The 24,649-nt window shown below is 34.8% G+C and carries 21 protein-coding genes; 8 read left to right on the top strand and 13 right to left on the bottom strand.

Annotated elements, in window-relative coordinates; all coding sequences use genetic code 11:
• Window positions 1-10: 10 nt before the first annotated feature.
• The 6 genes from DG435_RS01565 to DG435_RS01540 all read right to left on the bottom strand — a co-directional run bounded on the left by DG435_RS01565 (window position 11) and on the right by DG435_RS01540 (window position 8,449).
• Complete coding sequence (locus DG435_RS01565) at window positions 11-910, bottom strand: hypothetical protein (RefSeq protein WP_106794223.1); 900 nt, start codon at window positions 908-910, stop codon at window positions 11-13.
• 35 nt (window positions 911-945) lie between these two features.
• Window positions 946-2,139: a serine hydrolase gene (locus tag DG435_RS01560; RefSeq protein ID WP_106794224.1), complete on the bottom strand. Its 1,194-nt coding sequence runs from the start codon at window positions 2,137-2,139 to the stop codon at window positions 946-948.
• Between the two features lie 153 nt (window positions 2,140-2,292).
• Complete coding sequence (locus DG435_RS01555; protein ID WP_106794225.1) at window positions 2,293-4,125, bottom strand: serine hydrolase domain-containing protein; 1,833 nt, start codon at window positions 4,123-4,125, stop codon at window positions 2,293-2,295.
• Window positions 4,126-4,329: 204 nt separating this feature from the next.
• Entirely contained in the window at window positions 4,330-6,153 is a 1,824-nt protein-coding gene (locus DG435_RS01550; RefSeq protein ID WP_106794226.1) for a serine hydrolase domain-containing protein, read from the bottom strand.
• 23 nt (window positions 6,154-6,176) lie between these two features.
• Entirely contained in the window at window positions 6,177-7,082 is a 906-nt protein-coding gene (locus DG435_RS01545; RefSeq protein WP_159025715.1) for a DUF5050 domain-containing protein, read from the bottom strand.
• 227 nt (window positions 7,083-7,309) lie between these two features.
• On the bottom strand, window positions 7,310-8,449 hold the full coding sequence (locus DG435_RS01540; RefSeq protein ID WP_106794228.1) for an alpha/beta hydrolase-fold protein: 1,140 nt from the start codon (window positions 8,447-8,449) through the stop codon (window positions 7,310-7,312).
• Window positions 8,450-8,634: 185 nt separating this feature from the next.
• Between DG435_RS01540 and DG435_RS01535 the strand changes: the two genes are divergently transcribed.
• From DG435_RS01535 to DG435_RS01525, 3 genes are all read left to right on the top strand, one after another.
• A complete protein-coding gene (locus tag DG435_RS01535) occupies window positions 8,635-9,633 on the top strand; it encodes a sensor histidine kinase (RefSeq protein ID WP_106794229.1) in 999 nt (332 codons plus the stop codon).
• 3 nt (window positions 9,634-9,636) lie between these two features.
• On the top strand, window positions 9,637-10,332 hold the full coding sequence (locus DG435_RS01530; RefSeq protein WP_106794230.1) for a LytTR family DNA-binding domain-containing protein: 696 nt from the start codon (window positions 9,637-9,639) through the stop codon (window positions 10,330-10,332).
• A gap of 271 nt (window positions 10,333-10,603) precedes the next feature.
• Window positions 10,604-12,850 (top strand): amino acid permease, encoded by a 2,247-nt coding sequence (locus DG435_RS01525; protein ID WP_106794231.1) that lies wholly within the window; start codon window positions 10,604-10,606, stop codon window positions 12,848-12,850.
• Window positions 12,851-12,902: 52 nt separating this feature from the next.
• On the opposite strand, the gene DG435_RS01520 is transcribed toward DG435_RS01525, so the two are convergent.
• Together DG435_RS01520 and DG435_RS01515 are read right to left on the bottom strand one after the other, a co-directional pair.
• The gene (locus DG435_RS01520; protein ID WP_106794232.1) at window positions 12,903-13,757 is read right to left on the bottom strand and encodes a LamG-like jellyroll fold domain-containing protein; all 855 of its coding nucleotides are present in this window, start codon (window positions 13,755-13,757) and stop codon (window positions 12,903-12,905) included.
• Window positions 13,758-13,871: 114 nt separating this feature from the next.
• Entirely contained in the window at window positions 13,872-14,567 is a 696-nt protein-coding gene (locus tag DG435_RS01515; RefSeq protein ID WP_106794233.1) for an aspartate/glutamate racemase family protein, read from the bottom strand.
• Between the two features lie 354 nt (window positions 14,568-14,921).
• Here DG435_RS01515 and DG435_RS01510 point away from each other — a divergent pair, with 354 nt between their 5' ends.
• On the top strand, window positions 14,922-15,842 hold the full coding sequence (locus DG435_RS01510) for an ABC transporter ATP-binding protein (RefSeq protein WP_106794234.1): 921 nt from the start codon (window positions 14,922-14,924) through the stop codon (window positions 15,840-15,842).
• A gap of 36 nt (window positions 15,843-15,878) precedes the next feature.
• Window positions 15,879-16,994 carry an ABC transporter permease gene (locus tag DG435_RS01505; RefSeq protein ID WP_106794235.1) on the top strand — a complete coding sequence of 372 codons (1,116 nt, stop codon included), beginning with the start codon at window positions 15,879-15,881 and terminating at the stop codon, window positions 16,992-16,994.
• Window positions 16,995-17,009: 15 nt separating this feature from the next.
• On the opposite strand, the gene DG435_RS01500 is transcribed toward DG435_RS01505, so the two are convergent.
• The 3 genes from DG435_RS01500 to DG435_RS01490 are packed head-to-tail and all read right to left on the bottom strand — an operon-like array spanning window position 17,010 to window position 20,858.
• Window positions 17,010-17,900, bottom strand: coding sequence for a PD40 domain-containing protein (locus DG435_RS01500; protein ID WP_106794236.1), 891 nt, complete (start codon window positions 17,898-17,900; stop codon window positions 17,010-17,012).
• Window positions 17,901-17,939: 39 nt separating this feature from the next.
• A complete protein-coding gene (locus DG435_RS01495; RefSeq protein WP_106794237.1) occupies window positions 17,940-19,895 on the bottom strand; it encodes a serine hydrolase in 1,956 nt (651 codons plus the stop codon).
• A gap of 60 nt (window positions 19,896-19,955) precedes the next feature.
• Window positions 19,956-20,858 carry a DUF5050 domain-containing protein gene (locus DG435_RS01490; protein WP_106794238.1) on the bottom strand — a complete coding sequence of 301 codons (903 nt, stop codon included), beginning with the start codon at window positions 20,856-20,858 and terminating at the stop codon, window positions 19,956-19,958.
• Between the two features lie 60 nt (window positions 20,859-20,918).
• On the opposite strand from DG435_RS01490, the gene DG435_RS26000 reads away from it, so the two are divergent.
• Genes DG435_RS26000 through DG435_RS01480 form a run of 3 tightly spaced genes read left to right on the top strand, consistent with a single transcriptional unit; the run spans window position 20,919 to window position 22,868 of the window.
• Entirely contained in the window at window positions 20,919-21,044 is a 126-nt protein-coding gene (locus DG435_RS26000; RefSeq protein WP_255409748.1) for a hypothetical protein, read from the top strand.
• Between the two features lie 38 nt (window positions 21,045-21,082).
• Entirely contained in the window at window positions 21,083-22,159 is a 1,077-nt protein-coding gene (locus tag DG435_RS01485; protein ID WP_106794239.1) for a sensor histidine kinase, read from the top strand.
• A gap of 1 nt (window position 22,160) precedes the next feature.
• Window positions 22,161-22,868, top strand: a complete 708-nt coding sequence (locus DG435_RS01480; protein ID WP_106794240.1) for a LytTR family DNA-binding domain-containing protein — start codon at window positions 22,161-22,163, stop codon at window positions 22,866-22,868.
• 34 nt (window positions 22,869-22,902) lie between these two features.
• On the opposite strand, the gene DG435_RS01475 is transcribed toward DG435_RS01480, so the two are convergent.
• Both DG435_RS01475 and DG435_RS01470 read right to left on the bottom strand, forming a co-directional pair.
• A complete protein-coding gene (locus tag DG435_RS01475) occupies window positions 22,903-23,583 on the bottom strand; it encodes a LytTR family DNA-binding domain-containing protein (protein WP_106794241.1) in 681 nt (226 codons plus the stop codon).
• 9 nt (window positions 23,584-23,592) lie between these two features.
• Complete coding sequence (locus tag DG435_RS01470) at window positions 23,593-24,615, bottom strand: sensor histidine kinase (protein ID WP_108840548.1); 1,023 nt, start codon at window positions 24,613-24,615, stop codon at window positions 23,593-23,595.
• Between the last annotated feature and the right edge of the window lie 34 nt (window positions 24,616-24,649).

Below are 24,649 nucleotides of genomic sequence, written 5' to 3'. Positions count from 1 at the left end.
ACGTTCCGCCCTATTTAGGTCTGAGATTCTCAATAATCTGAGCATCCACCCAATAAGGAGTTCCTACCCAATTAGTACTTCCATCTTCTTTAACCTCCCACGCTCCTCTCGAAAAAAATAGATATTTTCCATCGTCTGTCACATGTACGCCACTTTCATCTAATGCGGTGTTTATTTTATCTCCCATGTTAATTGCTGGGACCCAAGAACCATCTTTCGCTCGAAAACTAATATAGAGATCAGAATTACCAAATCCGTCTTCTCTTACAACATCCCATAACAAATAAGATTCATCCGGAGCAATGTGTGGGTGGGCAATCCATGTTCCGGTGTTAATCTCCTTGCCCATTTTTTGACGTGGTTCATATTTACCGTTTATAAGGCGTGAATAACTGATAGCACCAATTGTATCAGGCCTTTCGAACTGATCAAAATAGGAAGTTCCATCATCTGAAAACGATATTCCCATGATATGCATATCTGTAAAAGGTGCTCCAAGGCTTTTGTACTCTGACCAACCAGTTTCGGTTCGATCTCTATATTTATTTCCACGGTATAAAGTATCTCCTCCCTTAGAGAATCTGGGCCATTTTAGTTCGGTTTCAGATTCGTTCCCCCAACTGCCATTTTCATATCGAATGACAAAAAATGTGCGCTCTTCATATTTTCCATTTTTCCTAGTGAAATAGTAACTCTTCCCATCTGGAGAATGCCTACCTCCTTCAAAAAGCCCTTCTGGAGAAACAATGTCTGGAGCAAACTCTACCGGAATTAAACCCGGTGGCTCTTCTCCAAAGTAGCGATCTTCTAAGGTTGGAAAATCAGGATCGTTTACTTTCTGATTTTTAGTATTGCAAGCATTTAAAAACAGTGCCAATACGAGTATTAAAATGAAATATGTTTTTTTCATTGTTTAGATTTTAATAATGTTCAATAGCCGTCTCGCTATTTCTTGATAAAAGCTGGTAGAACTCTTGTCGCTGTCAGTGATACTGAGCTATCAACAGGACGATGAGTAGTGGTCACGACAACCAGATCAAGCGCTTCGATTACATAGATATTTTGTCCGCTGCCTCCCCTAGCCGATTTACTGAGGTAGCTTTTATCGCCTGTGGAAAAATCGGCCTGCCACCAAAAATAGCCATAAGCTGTGCCTGATACACCCTTGGCGTTGTCGTCATATTCTTCTCTTTGATCGACAATTTTACTAGTTGCTTTGGCAACGAAGGCTGCTGGCACCAGCTGCTCGTCATTCCATTTACCCTTGTTGATGGCCAAGGTGCCCCATTTGACCATATCACGTGATGTCATGCTCGAGCGACTTCCCGAGCTTGGCAGGCCGCTAACACCGGTCTCCCAGTCATAATTCGTGATACCCATTTTATCGAGGAGTTCATTTTTGATAAAATCTTTAGCAGTGCCTGGTACGACGGCGTCAATGACTTGCATCACCAATATTGGATCGAATTGATATTTAAAACTCTGAGACTCTTCAGTAATAGGCGCACTATGCTCGAGGTAAGCCTGAACTTGCCCCTGGCCTTTTAACAGAGCGGGGATTTTCTCGAATTCCTCTCTCTGCTCTGTACTGATGCGGATACCGGAACGCATAGTCAACGCCTTGTGCAGCGTGATTTTTTCTGCACCAGCAACAAACTTTGTTGGGTCCAGGTCTTTGAGAAAACTGATCACCGGCTTGTGTAAATCGGCCATGGACAGATACCCCAACTGGATAGCACGACCGAGCGCCAAACTGGTGTAGGCTTTAGTTGTTGATGCTTGTGGGTGCGGTAGATTGATACGACCACGAGAGTAATAGGATTCAAAGAGAAGTTTACCTTTATGGGCAATAAGAAAGCTGTCGAAGTTACCATATTTGTTGTTAGCTATCTCCTGCGCCAACTTAAGAACCATTGCTTTATTGCCACCATCGATACCTAATTCACCCACGAGGATACCGTCTTTTCTATCGGTTGGCGCTACATCGATAAAAGCTTTTTTGAGTTCAGGAATATCTCTGAATGAGAGCGTAGCTTCGGCAGCTGTAGCCTCTGGTGCTTGACTATCACTTTGTTGAGCAAAGCTACTTTGTGTTAGTACAAGAAGAATTAAAAGTAGTAGTCCCGATTTGTTTTTCATGATTTTTATTATTTATAAATGTTTGATAGCGATTAGCATAAGAATAGTAGTCGATTACAGAGCATTCATTTTCAATTTATAAAAAAGCTGAAGTGAACGATAATTACTAAATATACAGCCGCAAATCACTATTAAATTTGATAAAAATTGATCTCATTCACTTTTTTGTAATTCATTAAGCTTATGCCTGGTACGGTTATTTTGAGGATTTAATTCAAGTGATTTAGTATAATTTAAAATTGCCAGATCAATTTCTCCTATTTTCACACAGGCTTCTGCATAACTATCATAAACTCTGAAACTATCTGGATAGAGCATCATATTCACTTTGAAAACATCTTGTGATAATTTCATTCTATCCTCATGGAAAAAATCATAGCCTAGATCATTTAAATAGTCTTCAGTAACTGTATGATAAGTTGGGTCATGTTCTTTTAAGGCCATATATGCATTAAGTGCTTTGTCAAAGTCACCTTCAAGAAGGAATTCTACGGGTTCTTTTTTATCAGTATCCATCTTAATGAAATTTGAAGCTATTGTTCCATCGTTTCTATTCAGGTAAATTAAATTGAGCGTTTCGTTTTCAGAATCTGGCTTGAATTGGATAAGTCGACTAGAATTTCTTCTAACAAAACTACTATCCGAGACTTTGACTAATTCTTCCGCTTCTAGGTCAAGTATATTTTTATAGAGCAGTTGATTGTCCTTTTGAAAAACTTCAACAATCCTACCATTGGCGATATATCTACCAGTAATTTCATCGACTAAAGACTGTTCTACTTCTATTTTTTTATGTATTGGAACAAACTTATCCCACTCATAAGCCATAGCAACAGCGCGAATCACTTCGGCATTAAAAGCTGGAAACGTGGAATTGGTCATCACAACCACACCATAACCTTTGTCTCTATGAGCCATTATTTCAGCATAGAATCCTGTATTCCATCCGTGATGTCTTAAATAGATTTCATCATTTCTATTAAAAAGCTGAAAGCCTAAGCCTAATGTAAATGACCAGCCAGAATTATTACTCACACCATATGGTGTGCCCATTAATTGTGTCAAATCTTTTGATAATTCTTTAGTACTCTTTCCTTTTAGGGTTTGTTGTACGTTGGCTATAAATTTTGCATAGTCCTCGGCAGTTGTCCATAATCCAGTTGAAGCCAATGCAGGATCAACCTTTCTTCCTCCTTTTACTTTAGAACCATCTTTTAAATAACCTGTTGCTACCTTAGTTAATTGCTCCTTAGTAAGTGATAAGTTAAACGTACTGTTGTTCATTTCTAAGGGCTGCAACACAAGTTCATGCATAATCTCTGGGAATGTTTTCCCCTCTACATCCAGCATCATTTGTTGAATAGGTACATAGCTGGCATACGCAAAACTAACACTCTCATTTGGCTCTTTATTTATGGTAATTGACTCATTAGTAGCTGGATAAGTTCCATTTAATGTCTCTATAAGTGTTGGGATTTTTTGATCTATACTATATGATCCTGTTCCACGCGGATGTATTCCAGCAGAATGATTTAAAAGATTTTTTATAGTAACTTTCTTTTCTTTGGTAAATTCATTTTCTGGTACTTTCCAGGATTTTAAATAACTGTTAATATTTTCATCTAAGTCTAATTTATTTTGTTCTACAAGACGTAATGCACCGTAGGCTGTTACAGGCATACTAGTTGCCGCTGCCTGAAAAAGCGTTTCTTTTGTTACAGGAGTTTTACTTTCTTTATCCACGACACCATACCCTTTTGCCCAAGCAATTTCACCATTATGTATGACTGCAATACTAACACCCGGAATACCATAGTGTTTCATTCGTTCTTCTATAGACCATGTTGAATCTCCGGCTATGTGTACCCAAGTTGTGAGACCAGTTTCTACCTTTTTAATGATATCAACTGTAGTATCGGTATTCGATTCTTCTGCACATGATTGAAAAAGAATTATGGTTAAAAGAACTGAGATAACATTTTTCATATAATGATTTTTTTATTGAATGATTGATTATTAAAAGGCTTTAATTAAATGTTGAATAAAAATATAGCATAATCCATGTTTAACACCTTAAATTGGATAAACACAACAATTAAATGATAAAACCATTTCGTCATTGATATACTGCTTTTGTACAAAAATTATGAAGATTTATAGGTACAGTATATATATTAGATGAAAGTTGGTTTATTCACTTTTTTGTAATTCTTTAAGCGTATTTTTGGTACGGTTATTTTGAGGGTTTAATTCAAGTGATTTAGTATAATTTAAAATTGCCAGATCAATTTCTCCTATTTTCACACAGGCTTCTGCATAACTTTCGTATACTTTGAAACTATCTGGATAGAGCATCATATTCATTTTGAAAACATCCTGTGATAATTTCATTCTATCCTCGCGGAAAAAACTATAGCCTAGATCATTTAAATAGTCTTCAGTAGCTGTAGGATAAGTTGGGTCATGTTCTTTTAAGGCCCTATATGCATTAAGTGCTTTGTCAAAGTCACCTTCAAGAAGGAATTCTACTGGTTCTTTTTTATCAATATCCATCATAACAAAGGTTGAAGCTATGGTTCCATCGTTGCTATTAATGTAAAGTAAATTGAGTGTTCCATTTTCAGAATTTGGCTTGAATTGCATAAGCCGACTAGAATTTCTTCTAACAAAACTACTATCTGAGACTTTGATGAGTTCTTCTGCTTTTACGTTGAGTATATTTTTATAGAGCAGTTGATTATCCTTTTGAAAAACTTCTACAATCCTGCCATTGGCCAGGTATCTACCAGTAATTTTATCAACCAAAGACTGTTCAATTTCCATTTCTTTATGTACAGGGAAATAATTATCCCATTTATAAGCAAGAGCAACAGAACGAAACACTTCAAAAACAAAAGCTGGAAGAGGGGTATTGGTTAACACAACTACACCATATCCATTGTCTCTATGAGCAGTCATCCTACTATAAAACCCTGTACTCCATCCGTGGTGTTCAAAGTAGACTTCATCTTTCTTATTATAAATTGAAAAGCCTAGCCCATATTGTCCATAACGATTTTTTGAAGATGGTGTAAGCATTAATTCTGTTATATCTTTTGATAATCCTTTGTTACGATTATTATCTTTTAGAGTTTGTTGTATATTGACTACAAATTTCGCAAGATCCTCTGCAGTTGCCCATAATCCGTTTGAAGCCAATTCTGGATAGATATGCCTTTTACCTTTTACCATAGAACCATCTCGTAAATAACCCGTTGCTGCTATCGGTAATTGTTCTGTAGTAAGCGATTGATTAAACCCACTGTTGTTCATTTCTAAAGGTTGTAGCACTAATTCATTCATTAGCTCTGGGAATTTTTTACCTTCAACATCCATCATCATTTGTTGAATGATCGTATAACCACCAGCTGAAATCCAAAGATTTTCATTAAGTGTTTTATCTACGATGATTGGATTTGAATTGGCTGGAGGAGTTCCATTTAATACCTCTATAAGTGTGGGTACAGGTACGTCTGTGCTATATCCTTGAAAATCGTGCACGTTTATTCCAGCAGAATGACTCAAAAGGTTTTTTACGGTGACTTTCTCTTCTTTGGTAAATTCACTATCAGGCAATTTCCAGGATTTTAAATAACTGTTAATGTCTTCACTTAAAGTTACTTTATTTTGGTCTACAAGACGTAATGCACCATATGCAGTTAAAGACATACCAATTGTTGATACTTGGAAAAGTGTTTTATCAGTCACAGGAACTTTGCTTTCTTTATCCATTATACCGTATCCTTTTGACCAGGCAACTTTACCATTATGTATTACCGCAATACTCACTCCCGGAATGCCATAGTGTTTCATTCGTTCTTCTATAGACCATGTTGAATCACCGGCTATATATACCCGAGTTGTGAGACCGTTTTCTACTTTTTTAATTAAATCAATGGTAGTATCAGTATTTGATTCTTCTGCACATGATTGAAAAAGAATTAGGATAAAGAGAATTGTGATACTATTTTTCATATTTATAAAATCTTAACAGCTGTTTATTGAATGATTTTTAACCATGCAGCCTGTCCTCCATTGGACATAATTTTTTTTACTGAAGAGCCATCCTTATTCATACTATAAATCGTAGATATTCCATCCGTTTTTGAAATAAAGATTAGTTGAGAACCATCAGGTGACCAGGATGGCATAGAATCACGAACATCATTATATGTCAATCGCTTTTGATTAGAGCCATCAATATTCATCACATAAATTTCAAAGTTTCCATCTCTATCAGACATAAAGGTAATTTGCTTACCATCAGCAGAAACATCTGGATGCCATTCTTTAGCACCATTATGTGTTAGCTGAATGATATTTTTTCCATCAATGTCTGCTATACTTATAGCACTACTCTTATCTTCGAATTCCCAAGAAAAGACAATTTTACCGTCTGGAGTAAAATAAGGGTTACTCCCTTTTAGTGACTTTATTTGAGTTTGTTCACTACCATCTGAATTCATGATCCAAATTTCGGGATGCCAAACCCCTTCAGCATCTTTATACTCTCTTGCAAAAACAATTTTTGTTCCATCTGGAGACCAATCAGGAGCATTATCCCATTTATTTTTTGCATGAGTTAATCGTTTTCTATTCGTGCCATCACTATTCATGGTATGAATAGACCAAGTCTTTTTGTCATCATATTTTGCATAAAAAGCAATACGTTTTCCATCAGGAGACCAAGCTAGGTAGCCACCTTTCTCATTTGTACTTTTAATATTTGATTTACCTTCAGTATTTTTTTGATAAATTTCTATAATGCCTGATGATAATGATGTATAACCAATTGTACAAGATTTTGATTTGTCACTTTCCTGACAAAAAGCAATCAAGCCAAGTAACAAAGTCATAAAACCCGAGTTGTGAGACCATTTTCTACCTTTTTTTATTAAATCCATATTAGTATCAGTATTTGATTTTTCCGTACATGATTGAAAAAAAAATGAGGAGGAGGAAGATTGTACACTTTTTTTCATTACTAATACTTTTTTAAGAAATTCTTCTTTTGATTTCATTTATGTTCAGTCGTTAAGGAGTTTGATGCTTCTATAGATCTTCTTCGAATCTGAGGTGCTCAAAAACCTGAGTGCTCATCCAGTAGATCTTTGATGAGCAAATCCAGATTTTAATTTTTGAGTCTTTGAAGCCACCTTTTAGCAAGTGAAAAATCCGGATCAATTGTCAGTGCTTTTTCGAACATGACCCTAGCACTTTCTAGCTGACCTTGAGCTTTGCGTACAAGACCCATTCCGAGATAAGATTCCTTCCCTTCAGGATACACTTCTAAGGAATATTGAAAGATTTCTTCTGCGGCAATTAAATCCTTACTTAGTATCGTGTGAAAACCAAGGTCAAATATGATCGATATAGGTGTCTTGATTTCATACCCGTATCGTTTTGATAACCTATCGAAATGTTGTGTTACTTTATCCAACGATTCTAGATTTTCACTGGGATTGAAGGGATTGAAGTCAGGATATAACGTAAGAAGAAACTGTATAAAATCCATCGCTGGTACATGACCCTGGTTTACCAACTCATCTACTTTATAAGTAAAACTCTCTGGTTTATGGTCCGCTAAAACACGAGTGAATTCAGAAACGTGATTTGTTAATCCCTCATCATCGCTGTAAATGATGTGTAGCGATCTGTTTTTCGAAAGCGTTTTTAACGGACCTGATTTTATTTTTTGTTGAAGCACTTTTGGTATGCGCATAATTGATGGGCTGCTTGCGAAGTAACTATTAAATAAAAGGGGCTTGTTGAGCAACGTGTAAACAGTGAAAAAACCACTATTAGAAGCACCATAAAGTATGTTGAATGGAGCAGTCCGGTATTTGTTATCAACGATTGGCATCAACTCAGTCTCAAAGAAGTCAATATAACTATCCGGAATTGTTGTGTCTTGATTTTTCCTTGTTGGCAACAAAATACTATTTCCTTCGGGTAAATCTATTCCAATAAGTATCATCTCAGGAATTTGTCCCTCGCCCATGTAGTCTAGTGTAGAAGCTAACATGGCGAACCGAGCTCGGTAATCTGAACCCAACATATACAGCACGGGATAGCTTTTCTTGGAGCTATCGTAGTTCTCAGGTAAATGGATTGATAGTGGAATGGTTTTGTTTAACACTTTTGACTGAAGTGAAGATATTTCGCCTAAGGTAACTACTGGTTCATCAGGGTCGTTTTCTGCCTTTTCCTGAGCAAAGACAGTATTTAACACTATAATACATATTAATGTTAATAATTTAGTAATTTTCATATTTACTCTATTTTTATTACTTGCTATACGAAATTATCGTATAACTTATGTTTAACAACATAAATATGATAAACGCAAAAGTTAAATGACAAAATCATTTCATCATTGATATATAGCTTTTGTAAGAAATTATAGTAACTGCTGAGTATAGATAGTATCTTTATACCCTTTTAAGAAAAACATATATGTTTAATAGGTCCATAAAGAATACCACACTCATTAATATAGGAGCTTTCTTGCTGGTTTTTATGCTTGAAACATTGAGTAATTTGTTTTTTAAAGATAATTTTGAGACTAGTTATTTATTTTACACACATGGACTTAATTATACTTTTATGATTATGGGTTTCATTTGGGTAAATCATTTTATTCTTATTCCTTTTTTCCTAGATAAGAAAAGATATTTTATATATGGAATACTACTCATAGGGAGTTTACTTATTTTTTCCTACTTAAGAACAAATAGTTGGTCTGGCACTTCTAAAATATTCTTCTTTCTTCTTTATACAACAGGAGCTGGTATGGCTGTTTTTTTCTTAAGAAGAAACACGATCATCCAAAAAGAAAATGAGGAGAAAGAAAAATTGCAAAAAGAAATGGAGCTTACCTATTTAAAAGAGCAAGTAAATCCTCATTTTTTGTTTAATTCATTAAATAGTATTTATTCACTAGCTAGACAGCAATCGCCAGAAACTCCTGATGTTGTAATGCAGTTATCAGAATTAATGAGGTATCAATTAGAAAGTTCTAAAAAAAACACCGTTTTATTAAAAGAAGAGTTGGAGTTTATAGAAAATTATTTGTTACTTGAAGAAAAAAGACTAAGTAAACGTTGTACTATTGAATTTTTAATTAGTGGAAATTTATTAAAGTTAAGGATTGCTCCAATGCTACTCATCCCATTTGTTGAAAATGCGGTGAAACATGGCGCACAAAGTACGAATGAACAGAGTACAATTGATGTTTCTGCCACTATAAAAGATAACACCCTTCATTTTTGTGTAGATAATTCAAAGCCTCCCATGGTTGCTGCGCCCAAAAGAAATGGACTGGGTCTTGAAAATGTGAGAAGACGTTTAAATCTATTATATCCTAATTCTCACGTATTAGAAATTGATGATATGGAAAAACTATATCGTGTAAATTTGTCTATCGATTTAACAACTTCAATAGTAAAAAAATAGTTAATGATTAAAATTGGTATCATAGATGATGAAATACTAGCACGTAAAGTGTTAGAAGATTATTGTGCTAAAATTGATAATTTTGAATTAGTATTAAGTACAGGGAATCCACTTGAATTTGTCAATTTTACTCAGCAAAATGAAGTTGATCTCATTTTTCTTGATATAGAAATGCCAGAACTTAATGGCATGGAAATTTTGCGTTCTATGATAAACCCACCTAAAGTTATTTTAACTACAGCTTATTCTGAGTATGCATTAGAAAGTTATAATTATGGTGTTGTAGATTATTTATTGAAACCTGTAAAAATCGAACGCTTTTTGAAAGCAATAAACAAAGTTTCAGCTTCAAAAATAACACAAACTAAAAAAAATAGAGGAAGCGAAGAACTTCAAATAAAACATGATGGAATGCCCGTTAATATTTCGTTTAAATCAATTCTGTACATTCAAAGTTTTGGAAATTATTTAAAAATCTTTACAGATTCAAGAATGTACCTGATCTCTGAAACACTTACTAATATCACCACATTATTACCCGAAAATTTCCAACGCACACATAAATCATATATTTCCAATTTGGATAGAGTTACAAAGGCAACCCGAACATATTTGTTAATTGAAAATAATCAAGTTCCTGTAAGTGCTACGTATAAGGTTATTGTTTTTAAAAAACTGGAAGTTTTAGCAAAATTATAAAATAGTTAATTTCCATTTTACACGCATTCTACTTCCCTCCTATGCTTCGACTTCACTCAGTATAACACAAATATAGAAATACCGTGTATCTGATATTATGTCCAAAGTCAGGTTTAGAACCTTAAAATCATCTTCATTCCAACCGTATCATCTTGCAACTATACTCTGACTATAATTTTAGCTCTTTTAAAGCTGCAACTCTGCTGTTTTTCTTCTATCTTTAATACAGTTGTAGTGTTCGACTGGTAATATTTAACATAACTAAGATCTAATGACTGGAAAACCGAAATCATCTCAGTCTGTCCATAAATTTGGCACTTTTCTGGGGGTCTACATGCCTAGTATTCTTACGATATTGGGATTGATTATGTACCTACGTTTTGGTTGGGTTTTAGGCAACTTGGGTTTGATTAAAACCATAATCGTTGTTTTAATAGCTAGTTCGATCACTTTTATTACAGGATTGAGTGCATCGGCTATTGCGACCAATATTAAAATGGGTGTGGGTGGAGAGTATTTCATGATCTCACGAAGTTTGGGGTTAGAACCAGGAGGAGCAATTGGAATACCCCTTTATTTGTGCAGGACACTAAGTGTTACTTTTTATTGCTACGGTCTTTCAGAAGCTATCCTGGCATTGTGGCCCATCACTGGGGTGGCACTTCCCTCATATACATTGCAATTGATAACTATTGGTTTTATTGTAATTATTACAGTACTCTCCGGAAAGAGTGCGAAGCTTGTATTACATTCCCAAATTCCTATTATGATTATAGTAGGAATCTCAATTCTGGCTTTGGTGATTGGTGTATTAAGCAAAGATCTACAATCTCCCAATATAGAAGCAACCTATCTAACAGCTCCAGAAGGGTTTTGGTACGTATTTGCTGTTTTTTTTCCTGCGGTTACAGGCTTTACTGCTGGGATTGGTATGAGCGGAGATCTAAAGGATCCGCAGAAATCAATTCCAAGAGGAACTATGGGAGCTGTTATTTCAGGAGCTGTTATTTATCTTATTATCCCACTTTTATTAGCCATAACAGGAGCATTAACAATAGAACAAATGACCGACCCTGAAGCTGGCGTTACGATATGGACACGTCTGGCGGTTTTTGGACCATGGATTGTATATCCAGCAGTTTGGGGTGCGGTTTTGTCGTCTGCCTTCGGAAGCATATTAGGTGGACCAAGGATTCTACAAGCTTTGTCTATGGATGGTTTAGTACCAAAATTCCTGGCTAGGCTTTCCAGATCCGGACAACCTACCATTGCTACTTGGATTAGCGGAGCCATTGCCGTGAGCGCTGTCTTTTTAGGAGGGCTTAATACTATCGCTCAATATGTTTCGGTTCTGTTTCTTACCTTATACGTTGCAGTAAATATTAGTGCTGCCATCGAGCAGTTGATCAAAGAACCCTCTTACAGGCCTACCATTAATATTCCATGGTATATTTCTATACTGGGTGCCATTGCTGCTATGATAGTGATGTGGCTAATCAATCCATTTGCGTTTGCATTTGCTCTGGGAATTGAACTCCTCATTTTCATATATCTCATGAGTAAAAAACTCGAACAACAGTGGGGTGATGCTTCGACAGGAATTTGGATGCACCTGGGACGATATGCCCTGCTTAGGTTAAATGCAAAAAAAATTCATCCACGAAATTGGAGGCCTATAATTATATTGTTCATCCGGGATTTAAAGGAACATATCGAATTAGTCAGGTTCACCGAAATGCTTGGACAAAACAGCGGACTTCTTACGATCTCCAAACTGATTACCTCTGAAGATAAGGATGAACTTCCTTTACGAAACGAAATTGCCCACGAAATGCAGAAAGACTTGGCTTTGGTAGGTCTGCAGGCACTTACAGAAGTACATGTGGTAACAGACCTTAAATATGGTATGAATCAGGTAGCAGCGGGACACGGGATTGCCGGTATCAAAACCAATACTGTAGTTTTTGGATGGTCTTCTACAGAAAGTGGTAAGATAAAGGAATTAGAGATCATCGGTGAGTTGGCTCGATCCGGTAAAAATATCTTAATCGCTCATATTAACAAACCTTTTCCGAAGAAGATCAGGAAAAGAATCGATATATGGTGGCGTGGACAAGAGAATAATGGTGATCTAATGGTTCTACTCGCTTATTTGATCCAACTCAATAATAAATGGAAAAAGTCCACGATTCGTATTTTCTCGGTTACTCATTCTGAAGATGAGAAGCAAATTTTAGAAAATCATATTGGATTATCAATTAGAGAAGCTCGAATTGATGCGAAGGTTATTGTAATTTTAGCCCAACCAAAAGAGAATGTCTTGGATATATTACTTGCAAAGAGCAAGTATGTAGATCTTGTTTTTTTGGGCTTGGCACGAGAAACCAATCAAATTGAAGAACGTGTTATATTTATCGACAAGATTTTATCGAAATTAGATCGGGCAGTACTAGTACAAAATAACGGCATGGAAAGTGAAATCCCCATCATTTTCGGCCCAACAACATCAAAAAGTTAAACATTTAATATTTATGTATAAATAGTTGAAGCATATTTGATTTGCTATACTATTAATTAAATAAAGTTTTTATACCATTTTTTAGTTCAAAAACAGATTTCACTTCACTAATATCCAGTGGTTTGTCAAAAACGGTAAGCTCATCCATAAAACCAATATACCCCAAACCTAGCATAATTTTTCCTTTTTCTGCTTCCCATGTAAATGGATCATTAACATCTTTTATAACACCTTTAAATTGACCGTTTAAGTATAATTTGAATGTAGATTTTGTTGTATTCACTTTTGAAAAAGTAATAGCAATGTGCGTCCATTTTCCTTTCTCAAAAGGAGGTTCATTTACTGTAACAGTGCGTTTTTTCCATTTAGCATCATCGTTTTTGTTTTCTGGATTCCAAACTTCTAAATCTCCCAAAGCCCCAAATCTAAATTTTCTAGGATCATGATCCGTGAAATCTACCCATAAGGCGGCATCATTGTATCTAACATCTGTAATACATATTGGGTCGCAATAGCCTGGTGCTAAATCTTTATTGGGATCCAATTGCAACCAAAATGATACAGTACCACTCCATGATTTACTACTATATCCAACATTTTTATGTGCCTTATAAAAAATAGCAGAAGTGTTTGCTTTTTTAAAGTGAAGCGCATCACCTGTAAGGCCTTTGTTTTTAGCTAAAACAACATTTGGGTTGTGCAAACCAGTTTTGGCATTAGCAGTTTTTTTATAGTTTTCGGCTGTATACATCATTGCATCACCTACAGATACATCTGCAGATAATTTTCCGTCAAAAGAACTGTAAAAAAGCACATGGTCTTTTAATTGTTTATTTTGCGAAAAAGAAACAATTGTAATGAGAAAAAAGAATACTCTAGATATAGATAAAAGCATAGTTGTTTTCATGATTTTTTGATTAAAGATTAATATTCATAGCACTCGCCATGTTATTTTATTTTTGGGGATTATATAGGATGTATTAAAATTCTTGAGGTCATCTTAACAAACATCAAATCCGTATTAATTATGTATACTCCATTCAATAGCTTTATGAGCATGAATTTTTCCTGTATCAAATATTGGAATAGTTACATCTAATTCTGAGATTAGAATAGGTAATTCTGTACAACCTAAAATAATACCTTGTGCACCTTGTTTTTGTAGTTCTTTTATAACTTCAATAACCTTTTGCTTAGAAGCGTATGTAAATTGCCCTTTCACTAATTCATTATAAATAATATCATGAACAACTTGTCTATCACTTGTATCAGGAATGAAAATTTCTAGTCCAAAATCATTAATCAATGTTTTGGTATAAAAATCTTTTTCCATAGTGAATTTCGTACCTAATAATGCTACTTTTTTTAAACCTAAGCTTTGGATAGATTCACCAGTGGTTCTAGCAATATGCATAAACGGAATACTCACATTTTTAGAAATATAATGACTTACTAAATGTATAGTGTTTGTACAAAGCAAAATAATATCTGCTCCTGCGCTTTCTAACTGTTGTGCTGCTCGTTTCATTAGTTCTCCTATAGCATTCCAATCGCCTTTAAAAGTCAATCGCTCTATGTCTGCAAAATCAACTGAAACCATAATACATTTTGCAGAATGAGAACCGCCTAATATATCTTTTGCTTTGGTATTTAAAAACTCATAATATAGTTTTGATGATTCCCAACTCATCCCTCCTATCAATCCTATTGTTTTCATAGTTATCTTATTTCTACCAAAATTAGTGATGGCATGAAAACTTTAACCAAAGGTTAATTGAATCCTTTTGAGATCATAGTTGATATTTTTTCAATTACATATATATTCCCATTTCAATTCCTATCCTTTCGACTTCATTCAAGACAGTCTAGCTTTGGGCAAAGAGTATTTCATTAGAACAAAATAAGCTAACGCACCTGCTCACCTATCAATTTCAAAGATTTTCAATCTTTAATATTATGAGTACCAAAACAAAATCACAATTCATCCTTAAAAAAATACAATTCAGTAAAATCATTTTTATAGATAGCAATGTCCTCACGACATTTGAATAATCAATAAGCAAAACTACCTATGATTCAAGTACAAAACCTTTCCAAATCATTTCAAAATATACAAGCAGTAAACGATATTAGTTTTACCATTAAAAAAGGAGAAATCTTCGGATTCTTAGGTCCTAATGGTGCTGGAAAATCTACCACATTGAATATGATGAGTACTATTTTAAAAAGTGATGCGGGAACTATCCATATTGATGGTAAAAACAGTAATGAAAATTCTAAAGAATGTAAACATTTGATTGGTGTTGTACCTCAGGAGATATCTCTATACGAAGACCTTTCTGCGTATAAGAACTTATTGTTCTGGGGAAATTTATATGGAATTCCTTCCGAAAAATTGAAAGAAAGAATCCATACTACCCTAGAATTGATCGGGTTATTAGATAGGAAGAAAGATTTGATCAAAACCTATTCAGGAGGCATGAAACGCAGAATCAATATTGCTGCAGCATTGTTACATCATCCGAAAGTATTATTTATGGACGAGCCAACTGTGGGAATCGATCCACAAAGTAGAAACCACATTTTTGAAGTCATCGAAACCTTGAACAAACAAGGAATGACCATTGTCTATACCACACATTATATGGAAGAAGTAGAGCGTTTGTGTGATCGTATTGCAATTATAGATTCAGGAAAAATCATCGCACAAGGAACACAATCTGAATTAAAAGAAATGGTGCCAACGAAAGAAAGCATTCAATTAGAATTTAATTTCCTTTCTGAAAGCAATGTAGATCAACTAAGAAAACTACTTTCCTATTCAATGACACAAAACAAAAACAAGTTGTTGGTAGAATGCACAGTGAAAGAGCTTTCTAAAGTGATTACAGCGTGTAATGAATTGCAATTAAGTATCAAAGACATACAATTGAATAAAGTAAACTTAGAAGCGATCTTTTTAAGCCTCACAGGAAAACAATTAAGAGATTAATCATCTTCATATCCATCAATTACAAAATCAACCATCATGATAATTACTATTTTACAAAAAGACCTAAGATTATATTTCTCAGACAAAAAAGGAGTCCTCGTTACCTTTCTACTACCTATTATTATGATTACACTATTTGCATTTGCATTTGGTGGTGTTGCAAAAAAGAAAAGCGCTCCAAAACCTTTAGGGGTTTTGGTCGTGGATAAAGATGCTACAACAACTTCTCAAGCATTGATTACAAAATTGAATAGCATGCAAACCATACGCTTGATTGCTTCTGAAGAAGAGAAAGCCTTAGACCTTGTTAGAAAAGGGAAAAATGTAGCTGCTTTAATTTTTGAAAAAGGATTTTCAGATGCTGTCACTGCTGATTCAGATTTACCTATAGAATTAAAATACGACGCAGCAAGAGATTTACAGATGCGAATTGTACATACCGTTTTAAAAGAAGGGTTCAAATATCATTTAGGAAAAGTAGATGTGATTAATAATGTAAAGCTAAAAACTACTTCGTTAATCAAAGAGAGTTCTACCAAAGCGCATCCTGGTTTGGTACAAGCTGTAGGAGGAACAGCAATTATGATGTTGTTGTTTAGTATTGCAGCTATTGGCGGTGGATTGTTAGATGAAAAAGATGCAGGAACTTTAAAGCGTTTGTTAATTGCCCCAGTAAAACCATTGGACATTTTATTAGCAAAAATGGGAACAGCCATGGTAGTTTCTATTTTACAATTAACTACCATGTTTGTCTTTGCCTGGTTGGCATTCGGGTTACCTATTTTTATGGATGCAATCTCATTGATAGTACTGATTTTATGTATCTCGTTTGCAGTTTCTAGTTTTGGAGTTTTCTTAGTGTCTACAGTAAAAACACGTCAACAATTACAAGGAATGAGTACCATTATTATCATTCTAATGTCGGCAATTGGAGGGAGTATGATTCCGATTAGTATGATGCCAGTCTTCATGCAAAACATTGCAGTAATTAGTGTAAATTATTGGGGGATTGAAGGTTTCTTTGATATTTTCTGGAGACAATTACCTTTCATAACTATTCTTCCAAAAATGGGAATTCTATTAGCTATTGGTTTGGGAATGACTTTGGTTTCTACAGTATTGTTTAAGAAGAATATTATAGCGATAGAATAATTTATTTTTAGGTTATTATTTAGGTCTAAGTGTTTCAATAATCTGGGCATCTACCCAGAATATATCTACATTATCGTAGTTGTCTGGGGTCATATTTCTATTGAAGAAAAGGTATTTACCATCTGGTGTCACGCAGGCAACCGCTTCCCAACCTTTGGTATTTACTTTATCTCCCATGTTAATAGCCTTACCCCATGAGTCATCTTGCTGTTTAAAGCTAATATAGATGTCAGAATTACCATATCCACTCTCTCGTCGGCCATCCCATATTAAATAGGATTCATCTGGTGCGATAAAAGGGTGAGCATTCATTCTTCCAGTATTAATCTCTTTACCAAAAGACCTCGGTTCTTCATACTTTCCATCTATTAATCGTGAATAACGAATAACACCATCTCCATCTGGCATGCCTATCTCATCAAAAACATAAGTTCCTTTTGATGACACTGTAAGGCGCATGATCTCTATCTCCTCGAAAGAGGAACCAAGTTTTTTTAACTCTGACCAGCCTCCAGCCTCGGTACGCTCCCTATATCTTCTTCCTAAATGCATGGTCTTACCATCGGGTGAGATAAATGGAGTTCCCACCCTGGGCGATACAACGGACTCCTGCCACTCGTTATTTTGATATTGAAAAACAACCAGTTCTTGTTCTTTAGTTCCCTCATTATTCCTAATAAAATAGAACTCCTTCATATCTGGTGTGAAGACACCACTCACTTCCCAATCCTCTGTCGTAACCATACCGGGAGCAAAAGGTTCTGGAATTAAACCCGGTGGTTTTTGACCAAGATAGAGACTTTCTATAATTGGTTCTTCATTATCATTTGAGCTCCCTTTTTTAGTATTGCAGGCATTAAAAATTAGTACTAATACAAGTATCAAAATAAAATGTACTTTTTTCATTATTCAACCTTTTTTATTCTTGGTAATTTATTGTACAGATTATGATTTGGGCCTGAGATTCTCGATAATCTTGGCATCTACCCAGAATATATCTGCTTTGTCACCACCAAAAGATCTAACAAAGAAGAAATATTTTCCATCTGGTGTTATGCTCCCGAATGAATCTTCGAATTCTGTATTTATCTTATCTCCTAAGTTTATGGCAGCACCCCAGGAACCATCTTTCTGTCGAAAAGAAATGTACAAATCATTATCACCATACCCTCCTTCTCTTTGATCATCCCAGATCAAATATGATTCATCCAAAGCAATGAAGGGGTGGGCGTTCCAATTTCCCATCTCAATATTAATTGTTCTTGGTTTTTCACGTTTGCCGTTTATTAATCGTGAATAACGAATTGGACCTGTTTCTGTTGCCTCATCAAAATAATAAGTTCCTGTAGATGAAGTGGTAAGGAGCATGATAGGAATGTCTTTGAAAGGAGCACCAAGATTTTTTTCTTCTGACCAACCAGAGTTGGTTCGCTCCCTATATTTGCTTCCCAGGTGCATGATTCTACCATCAGGAGAAATAAATGGTTCCCCTGATGGTGCCACAACAGACTCGATCCATTGATTATCTTTGTATTGAATGACAACCAACGTATTATTTTTATATTTCCCTCCCCTTCTGCGGAAATAGAATTCTTTTAAATCGGGAGTAAAGGCATAAGCTCCTTCTCTAAACTCTGTTTTAATAATATCTGGAGCAAATAATTCAGGAATTAAGCCTGGTGGTTTTTGACCTAGATAGGGGCTTTCTAAAACTGAGGATTGATCTTTAACAAACGCAGGTAAAATGATTTTTGAAACCTGAGTAAATATAGTATCTTCCCTATCATGACCAGTAATCACAACAACTAAGTCAAGTTCATCAACGGTGATAATATATTGTCCGCCACCGCCCCAAGCGAAAGTGGTATCATAGTTTTTATCACCGACTGTTATATTCGTTTGATAGAAAAAATAACCATAATTATAGCTGTCGGGTTGCCAATCTTCAGTAGGTTTAATAAGGTTACTGGTGGCATTAGCTAAAAATTCTGCTGAAATCAGTTGTTCGCCATTCCATTTACCTTTATTGATGACCAAAGTTCCCCACTTGACCATATCACGTGATGTCATGCTCACGCGCCAACCAGCTTCTGGAAGGCCGCTAACAGCAGTCCTCCAGTCATAATTTGTGATGCCCATCTTGTCGAGAAGTTCATTTTTGATAAAATCCTGTGCAGTGCCTGGCACTACGGCCTCAATGACTTGCATCACCAAGGTTGGGTTGAAGTTGCCATATGAATAGTTCTGAGACGCTAAGGTAATAGGTGCGCTATGCTCAAGAAGGGTCTGAACTTGACCTTGGCCTTTTAACTTGTTTGGATTTTTTTCAAATTCTTCTCTCTGTTCTTCACTGATGCGAAGCCCCCCGCGCATGGTCAATGCCTTATGGAGCGTGATTTTTTCTGCGCCCTCAACAAATTTTGTTGGATCCAGATCTTTCAGAAAACTAATCAGGGGCTTATTCAGATCGGCCATAGACAGATAGCCCAACTGGATAGCCCGACCCAGTGCCAAGCTGGTGTAGGCTTTAGCAGCAGATGCTTGGTCTCCAGCCAGGTTAACGCGACCGCGCCGGTAGTAAGATTCAAATAAGAGCTTGCCTTTGTGGGTGATAAGCATGCTGTCGTAGAGACCATGCATACTGTCGGCGATCTCCTCGGCCAGCTTGATAATCATGTCTTTATTGCCACCATTAACACCCAATTCACCAACTGCTAGATCGTCCTTTCTGTCTGCTGGTGTTATATCGATAAAAGCTTCTTTGAGATATGGTAAATCCCAGAACGATATTTTGGCTTCGGCGGCTGTAGCCTCTGGTGCGGGGCTATCACTTTGTTGGGCAAAACTACTGTTTGTTATTAAAAGTATAATTAAACAGAGTAATCGTGTTATGTTTCTCATTGTTCTTATTTTTCGTCTTTAGAATCAAGTCTTACATCATTTAATTGTACTCAAACCTTATTATTTCTTTAGTTTTAGCCATGCAGGGCCTGAGCCATTGGTTATAATTTTTTTTAAAGAAGAATCATCTTTATCTATCATATAGATATTAGGGTATTCATTTTCTTTTTGTGATGAATATAGCAGCCGAGAACCATCAGGAGACCAGGAAGGGTTCCAATCATCAACATCATTATGGGTTAAGCGTTTTTGATTAGAACCATCTGTATTCATTTTATAAATTTCAAAATTTCCATCTCTATCAGACATAAAAACGATTTGCTTACCATCGGCAGAAACTTCAGGATGCAATTCTTTAGCTTCATTATTTGTCAACTGAATTATGTTATTACCATCAATATCTGCTATGCTTATCTCATTGTTTTTATCTTTGTGTTCTGAGTGAAAAACAATCCTACCATCTGGGGTAAAACATGGCCCACCACCATTCAGTGGTTTGATTTGAGTCTGTCTGCTACCATCTGAATTCATTATCCAAATTTCATAATACCATACTCCTTCTGCATTACTATAGCCTCTTGCGAAAGCAATTTTTCTTCCATCAGGAGACCATGTTGGCGCACTATCCCATTTATTTTTTGCATGCGTTAATCGTTTCCTGTTGGTTCCATCCATATTCATCGTATGAATGGACCAAGTGTTTCCTCCATCGTAATAACCATAAGAAGCGATGTGTTTTCCATCAGGAGACCAAGCTACATATCCATCATTTCCGGGACGGTCTGTAATCCTAATTTTCGATTTGCCGTCTTCGTCAGTTAGATAAATTTCTCCATCACCCGACTCTTTGGACGAATAAGCAATTGTATAGGATGTGGATTCAGATTTTTTATTGTTCTGACTATAACCAACCAAAAAAGAAAGGAAAGGTAAAAGGATGCCGATAGTTTTTATATACTTCATATTCTTACTTTTTAATAATATTTGAGTAATACTATTAAACAAACGTATCGAATAGGATAAATGAAAAATTCTAAAATAGACGAACGATATCTTCGAACTGACATAAACCTATTAGTAACGGATACTATTCTTAATTCTGTAGAAAGTGTGATTTTGGCAATAGATTATCGAGATTCGTCTTTTTAAAAGGAATACTATGTCCATATTTTATATATTTATACGCTATGGTCAAAAGAAAGAACTTGATCGATTGGATCATTCAGAATAGAGTTGTTTCACACCTCATATTTTGGTTTTTATTGTTTATAAGTTTACCCATATTGGCTGCATTAAATGATGGAAGCGTTGAAAAGACTGTAAACTCTAGTTTGAGTTTTTTACCTGCCCAATTATTAGCAAGTTATTTTTTAGTCTATTACCAGGTACCCAAACTTCTATTTAAAAAGAAGTATCTTAAGTTTGGATTCTCTTTTTTGATATCTGTATATGTGTTTTTAGTTATTTCAAAGCTTTCAAGTATGTACTTGACTAAATTTTTTATCCCTAAATATTACAAGGAGGAAAGCTTCATAGACATATTAGCAGACCCATTTCACTTGGCAGTTGTTCATTTTCCATCGGTCTATGTATTCGTTTTTTTAATGCTAATGACTAAGATAGTTAAGGACCGTTTTGAAGAACGTCATCAACTGGAAGTTTTACAAAAAGAAAAAGCGAATACTGAGCTTAAGTTTTTAAAAGCGCAAACAAATCCGCATTTTTTGTTCAATACATTAAATAATTTGTATTCATTAACATTAGATCGATCTGAAAAAGCTCCTGAGGTTGTTTTAAAACTATCAGATATGCTAGATTATATGCTTTATCGATGTAAAGATGCTGAAGTTCCATTAAAAAAAGAAATTGCTTTTATACAGGATTACATAGATTTGGAATCGCTACGCTATGGCAATAAATTAACATTGAACTTTACATACCATCTTCATTCTCCCAATGTAATGATAGCCCCTTTAATCCTGATATCATTTATCGAAAACGCCTTTAAACACGGTGCGAGTAATAATCTCAAAGATTCGGTAATTCAAATTGAATTAACCACAAACCAAGATCAACTATGCTTTAAAGTTTTTAATACACTACCAGAAAACAGACAATACGATACGAAAAATGAATCAAATTCTGGAATTGGATTTTCTAATGCACAAAGACAATTAGAACTGAACTATAAAAATAACTATGACCTGAAAAGCACCAAAACAGACAATGATTTTCAGGTAGTATTAACGATTAATTTACAATAATATGGCAATCAAATGTATGGTCGTAGATGATGAGCCACTAGCCATTAGGGTACTTGAAAAACACATATTGGAAATACCAGACCTTGAACTTGTAGCAACATTTGACAACCCCATAACTGCTGGACATTTTCTTCAAAATACTACTATTGACCTCTTGTTTCTGGATATCCAAATGCCTGTAGTTACTGGTATCGATTTTATAAAAAACACAAACATACAACCCAAAGTTATACTAACCACAGCCTACAGAGAATATGCTTTGGAAGGTTATGAATTGGATATCATTGATTATTTATTAAAGCCCATATCTTTTATTCGGTTTTATAAATCTATCAATAAATACAAGGCATTGAATACAACGCCCCCATCTACCTCCCAAGAATCATCAGAGATGGATAAGACATTAGATCACATCTTTGTTAATTCAAACAAAAGGATGATTAGAATAGAGTTTAGCGATATTCTATTTATTGACAGCATTAAAGACTATGTGAGAATACACACTGCAAACGACATCATAATTACAAAAGATAAAATAAGCTCTTTTGTTGAAAGGTTACCTCCCAATTTTTTGAGGGTTCATCGTTCCTATATTATTAACACCAGAAAAATTGCTTCCTTAACTGCAAAAGATGTTGTTTTACTTGGCGGTATGGAAATCCCGATTGGTGCCTCCTATAAAGAGATTATCAAGTCAATTAAGAATTGATAGCGTAAAAATATGGGTAGCGTATATCACAAAACTAAATTTTGAGACTGCTTAAAACCGTTTTTTTTAAACGCACACTTATTGGAATCGTATGTTTTCCAATAATAATTTGATTCTCTATAATTTTATCTATTTTGTATTTTGATACTATATATGATTTATGTGTTTGAATAAAATTATCTTCTGGTAATTGATCTTTAAAACTTTTTAAAGACATATGTGTAATTATGATCTCTGTAACTGTTACAACTTTGATATAATTTTGCATAGCTTCTGCAAATAGAATATCATTTACATTTATCTTTTTAAGCTGTTTTTCACTTTTTAAAAACAGTACTTCATTTTCAGTTTTATGCAGGTAATAATTGTTTACTTTATTAACGGCCTGCAAAAAACGCTCAAATGAAATCGGCTTTACTAAATAATCCAAAACGTTATACGTAAAACTTTCCAAAGCATACGCTTCGTATGCAGTGGTCATAATGATCGAGGGAGAGTTTTTTAAGCCTTTTAACCAATCAATACCTGATACTATAGGCATATTAATATCTAAGAAAATTAAATCGACTTGATTACTTTCTAGATAATGATTTGCCTGCAACACATTCTTACATAGTCCAACAACATTTAAAAATAAAATCTCTTTACAATAGTCTGCAATACCCTCTCTAGCTATGGGCTCATCATCTATAATTAAAGCATTGAGTTGTTTCATTTTTGAATATTATAAACGAATAGATAAATCCACAATAAAATGGATCTTTTCCTTATTGATTTTTAGCTGATGTGTATTTGGGTATAATAACGATAATCGTTTTTGTACATTAGTTAATCCAATGCCTCCCGCTACATTTTCATTACTTAACTGATCATAACTGTTTGTAACATCTAAGTGAAGCTTCCCCCCTGCTTCTTCAATTTTAATATGGATTGTATTGGTGCTGCTATCCATATGATTACTACAATGTTTAAAGGCATTCTCTATAAATGGAATCAACAACAAAGGGGCTATTTTTTTATTAGAATTCTCAAATTGTATATCATACTCTAAATGAATATCTGATCCTCTACGAGTCTCTTCAATTTTGATGTATTTTAACACATAATCTAATTCTTTTTCTAAGGAAATATGGGTTCCACTTTCATATAACTGATACCGCAATAGTCCTGAAAACTGTAGCAAAGTTTGTTTGGCCAAAGCATCGTTTTTACCAATTAAATGGTAAACACTATTTATTCCATTAAATAAAAAGTGAGGATTCAATTGTGCTTTTAGATATTTTAATTCGGTTTTGTAGGTTTCTTCTAAAAGGTTTTGATTTATTTTTTTGGTTTTTTTGTGTTCATATTTAAGGATGTAGTAGAAGCCAGCAATACTGTATAGGATGTGAAATATGGTATTAGCGTTGAAACTTCCAATTATTGGTTCATTATTAACACCGTATGTCCCAAGAAGTATCATATCAAAATAGGTCTCTATAAGAGAAATTACAACGATTGTAGAAATAGAAATCATATAGAATTTCATCTTTTTATTGCGCACATAAATTTTTGGAAACAACCAGAAGACTTGTATATAAAATAATAAGGCATTAAAAAATAGTCCATACGCATAGGCATATGCTAAACTACCATTAGTGTACGTAAAACCATTCCAATTAAATTCGGATCCAAGAGTAACAAACCAATAATTTAATAACCAGAACAATATGTGTCCTGCTACTAGTGCTATTTTGGATGTATTCATTTTGAATATTTTAAACAAAGGAAAGCATAATTTA

The organism is Aquimarina sp. Aq78, from assembly GCF_900299525.1.
GTDB lineage: Bacteria > Bacteroidota > Bacteroidia > Flavobacteriales > Flavobacteriaceae > Aquimarina.
The sequence above is the reverse complement of the archived record's forward strand: the minus strand, read 5'-3'. Positions and strand labels throughout refer to the sequence as shown.

Coding starts and splice junctions, on each gene's coding strand:
- DG435_RS01520 (WP_106794232.1), bottom strand. CDS start 13,757: ATGAAAACAACTATGCTTTTATCTATATCTAGAGTATTCTTTTTTCTC.
- DG435_RS01480 (WP_106794240.1), top strand. CDS start 22,161: ATGGCAATCAAATGTATGGTCGTAGATGATGAGCCACTAGCCATTAGG.
- DG435_RS01495 (WP_106794237.1), bottom strand. CDS start 19,895: ATGAGAAACATAACACGATTACTCTGTTTAATTATACTTTTAATAACA.
- DG435_RS01505 (WP_106794235.1), top strand. CDS start 15,879: ATGATAATTACTATTTTACAAAAAGACCTAAGATTATATTTCTCAGAC.
- DG435_RS01545 (WP_159025715.1), bottom strand. CDS start 7,082: ATGGATTTAATAAAAAAAGGTAGAAAATGGTCTCACAACTCGGGTTTT.
- DG435_RS01500 (WP_106794236.1), bottom strand. CDS start 17,900: ATGAAAAAAGTACATTTTATTTTGATACTTGTATTAGTACTAATTTTT.
- DG435_RS01565 (WP_106794223.1), bottom strand. CDS start 910: ATGAAAAAAACATATTTCATTTTAATACTCGTATTGGCACTGTTTTTA.
- DG435_RS01540 (WP_106794228.1), bottom strand. CDS start 8,449: ATGAAAATTACTAAATTATTAACATTAATATGTATTATAGTGTTAAAT.
- DG435_RS01555 (WP_106794225.1), bottom strand. CDS start 4,125: ATGAAAAATGTTATCTCAGTTCTTTTAACCATAATTCTTTTTCAATCA.
- DG435_RS01510 (WP_106794234.1), top strand. CDS start 14,922: ATGATTCAAGTACAAAACCTTTCCAAATCATTTCAAAATATACAAGCA.
- DG435_RS01490 (WP_106794238.1), bottom strand. CDS start 20,858: ATGAAGTATATAAAAACTATCGGCATCCTTTTACCTTTCCTTTCTTTT.
- DG435_RS01470 (WP_108840548.1), bottom strand. CDS start 24,615: ATGAATACATCCAAAATAGCACTAGTAGCAGGACACATATTGTTCTGG.
- DG435_RS01560 (WP_106794224.1), bottom strand. CDS start 2,139: ATGAAAAACAAATCGGGACTACTACTTTTAATTCTTCTTGTACTAACA.
- DG435_RS01485 (WP_106794239.1), top strand. CDS start 21,083: ATGGTCAAAAGAAAGAACTTGATCGATTGGATCATTCAGAATAGAGTT.
- DG435_RS26000 (WP_255409748.1), top strand. CDS start 20,919: ATGAAAAATTCTAAAATAGACGAACGATATCTTCGAACTGACATAAAC.
- DG435_RS01475 (WP_106794241.1), bottom strand. CDS start 23,583: ATGAAACAACTCAATGCTTTAATTATAGATGATGAGCCCATAGCTAGA.
- DG435_RS01525 (WP_106794231.1), top strand. CDS start 10,604: ATGACTGGAAAACCGAAATCATCTCAGTCTGTCCATAAATTTGGCACT.
- DG435_RS01515 (WP_106794233.1), bottom strand. CDS start 14,567: ATGAAAACAATAGGATTGATAGGAGGGATGAGTTGGGAATCATCAAAA.
- DG435_RS01535 (WP_106794229.1), top strand. CDS start 8,635: ATGTTTAATAGGTCCATAAAGAATACCACACTCATTAATATAGGAGCT.
- DG435_RS01530 (WP_106794230.1), top strand. CDS start 9,637: ATGATTAAAATTGGTATCATAGATGATGAAATACTAGCACGTAAAGTG.
- DG435_RS01550 (WP_106794226.1), bottom strand. CDS start 6,153: ATGAAAAATAGTATCACAATTCTCTTTATCCTAATTCTTTTTCAATCA.